The sequence below is a fragment of the Caballeronia sp. genome, from assembly GCF_049581465.1.
Taxonomy (GTDB): Bacteria; Pseudomonadota; Gammaproteobacteria; order Burkholderiales; family Burkholderiaceae; genus Caballeronia.
The window spans coordinates 1-2,982 of the sequence record NZ_JBAUSA010001150.1; the positions used below are offsets into that span (position 1 = coordinate 1).

At 64.2% G+C, this 2,982-nt stretch carries 3 protein-coding genes; all 3 read left to right on the forward strand.

Annotated elements, in window-relative coordinates:
* On the forward strand, positions 1 to 1,152 hold a 1,152-nt coding region (locus tag WCA53_RS28120), incomplete at its 5' end, for a discoidin domain-containing protein (RefSeq protein WP_423918649.1).
* Complete coding sequence (gene gspG, locus WCA53_RS28125; protein ID WP_423918652.1) at positions 1,149 to 1,589, forward strand: type II secretion system major pseudopilin GspG; 441 nt, start codon at positions 1,149 to 1,151, stop codon at positions 1,587 to 1,589. The genes WCA53_RS28120 and gspG, both read left to right, overlap by 4 nt.
* 83 nt (positions 1,590 to 1,672) lie before the next feature.
* Positions 1,673 to 2,860, forward strand: coding sequence for a type II secretion system F family protein (locus WCA53_RS28130; protein ID WP_423918655.1), 1,188 nt, complete (start codon positions 1,673 to 1,675; stop codon positions 2,858 to 2,860).
* The last annotated feature ends 122 nt before the right edge of the window (positions 2,861 to 2,982 follow it).

Genomic DNA, 2,982 nt, shown 5'->3' on the forward strand with positions numbered 1-2,982 from the left:
GGCACAGGCACAGGCACAGGCACAGGCACAGGCACAGGCACAGGCACAGGCACAGGCACAGGCACAGGCACAGGCACAGGCACAGGCACAGGCACGCCCACGCCGAGCGCCAACCTGGCAGTGGGCATGGTTGCAACCGCGAGCGGCGCGGAGGACGCGGGCGATGGTCCGGCCAATGCGGTCGATGGCAACCTGGGTTCGCGCTGGTCGTCGGACTTTAACGACAACGCGTGGCTCACGGTCGATCTGGGTCAGGCGCAGTCGTTCAACCGCGTCGTGCTGCGTTGGGAGAATGCGTATGGCGCGCAGTATCTGATCGAGACATCGAACGACCAGCAGAACTGGACGACGGTGTACACGCAGAACGCGGGGCAGGGAGGCAACGAGGACATCACGTTCCCGCTCACGACTGCGCGTTATGTACGCATGCAGGGGGTCAAGCGCGCTACGCAGTACGGCTACTCGCTGTATGAGTTCGAGGCGTACAACACGGCGAACACGCCGCAGTTCCCGATCACGGCCAGCGCGAGCGGCAGCGGCACGATTTCCCCGTCCGGCAGCACGCCGATATATCAGGGCGGCTCGCAGACTTATGCGTTCACGCCGGGCGCGGGCGAGGCGGTCACCGATGTGGTGGTCGATGGTCAAAACATCGGGCTGGTCAACGGCTACACCTTCAGCGACGTGCTGGCGGCGCACACAGTCAACGTGACGTTCGGACCGGCCGCGGCTGCGGTGAACCTTGCGCTGGGCTCGACGGCGACCTCCAGTGGCAACGAAAACGATGGGTATCCGCCGTCGGCTGCGGTGGACGGGAACATGAATACGCGCTGGTCGTCGGCATTCGTCGACCCGTCGTGGATTCAGCTCGATCTTGGCTCGGTGCAGGCGTTCAACCGCGTGGTGCTGTTCTGGCAGAACGCGTACGGCACGCAGTATCAGATCCAGACGTCCAATGACCAGCAGACCTGGACGACGGCGTACACACAGAGTGCGGGGCAGGGGGGTACTGAAGACCTCAGCTTCCCGACGGTGAGCGCGCGCTATGTGCGGATGGCCGGCACGCAGCGCAACTCGCAATACGGATACTCGCTGTATGAGTTCCAGCTTTATAACAACGTCACAGCCACACAGCCGCAGGCAGCCAGATGATCATCAGGAGAAACGCGCGGGGCGCGCAGAACGACAAAACGCGGGGCTTCACTCTGCTCGAACTGCTGGTGGTGCTCCTTATTATCGGCATGCTGGCAGCCATCGTCGGACCGCGCTATTTCGCGCAGCTGGGCAAGTCGCAGGCGACGGTCGCCCGTGTGCAGATCGACGTCTTCACTAAGTCGATCGACAATTTCCGGCTCGACGTCGGTCGCTTTCCAACCGCAGAGGAAGGTCTGAACGCACTGGTCGTCAAGCCGGCCGATGTAGACAACTGGACGGGGCCGTATCTCAAGAAGGGCGTACCGCTCGATCCCTGGGGGCATCCCTACGTCTATCAGGTGCCCGGTACGAAGGGCGATTACGCGGTGATCTCCTACGGCCGCGACGGTCGGCCGGGCGGTACCGGAGAAGATGCGGACATCAGCAGCGAATGATGCGCAAGAGACAGTGCGAGTGCGTCCGCTCCCCGGCGCGGCGGGCGTGGCATTCAGCAGCAATCGGTAGATAGCAAGACCCTATGCAATACGAAGTAAGAGCACTCTCTCGGGAGAACGAGATCATTGCGGTCGTCATCGACGCGCAGGACGAAGCGCACGCGCGCGCTCAAGTCGAAGCACGTGGGCTGCACGTGACGCGGCTCGCTGCGGTGCGCTCGTTGCGCGGGCTCCCCGTTTCGCGCGGCGGCGTCTCGCTCGTGCTGTTCAGCCAGGAGCTGCTGGCGCTGTTGCAGGCAGGCCTGTCTATCGTGGAGGGGCTGGAGGCATTGCTTGAGCGTGAGGGCGGAGCACGGCTGCGCGGCGTCCTTGGACGATTGCTCGCGGGGCTGCGCGAAGGCAAGCGCCTATCGAGCCTGCTAGCCGAGCAGCCGGATGTGTTTCCCCCGCTTTACGTCGGCATCGTGCGGGCGGCCGAGGGGACGAGCGACCTGCCGCGCGCGTTGCAACGCTACGTCGACTATCAGGCGCGTATCGACACGGTGCGCAACAAACTCGTCAGCGCTTCCATCTATCCGAGCATCCTGATGGTCGTGGGCGGCGGCGTGGCGACGTTCCTGATTGCATTCGTGGTGCCCCGCTTTGCGACGATCTACGAGGGCACGGGCAGGTCGCTGCCGTGGATGTCGCAGGTGCTGCTCGATTGGGGCAAATTCGCCTCGGCCCATGGTCTGCCGCTTTTCGCAGCGGTCATTGCCATCGCCATCGTCGGGGGTATGGCCGTGCGCGCCGCGATCGCGCGGTCCGGACTGCTGAGTATTCTGGGACGCATGCCGTTTCTCGGGGCGCACTTGCGCATCTATCAGCTTTCACGGCTCTACATGACGCTCGGCATGCTGCTCGAAGGGGGCATCCCGATCGTCGCCGCGATGGAAACGGCCAGCGGGACGGTTTCTCCCGCGTTGCGCGGGGCGTTGATGCAGGCCCGTGCCGCCGTGCAGGCGGGTGGAACCTTGTCCGGCGCCTTTCAGGCCTGGGATCTCGCGACGCCCATCTCATTGCGCATGTTGCGCGTGGGCGAGCGCTCGGGGGAAATGGGCAACATGCTCACGCAGTCGGCGGCGTTCTATGACGGCGAGATCACACGCTGGATCGACCGCTTCACCCGTATGTTCGAACCTCTTTTGATGTCTGCGATCGGGCTGGTTGTCGGCACGATCGTCGTTTTGCTCTATATGCCGATCTTCGATCTCGCTGAAGGCCTGTCATGACGATGCGCGAGACGATCGAGCCGCTGCTCGATGCGCAGCTGCTGTCGCGTGCGCGCGCGGCCGCATCCACCACGCAACGTCACATCGTGGCCGAGCTCGAGGCGCTGACCGGCATGGAGGCG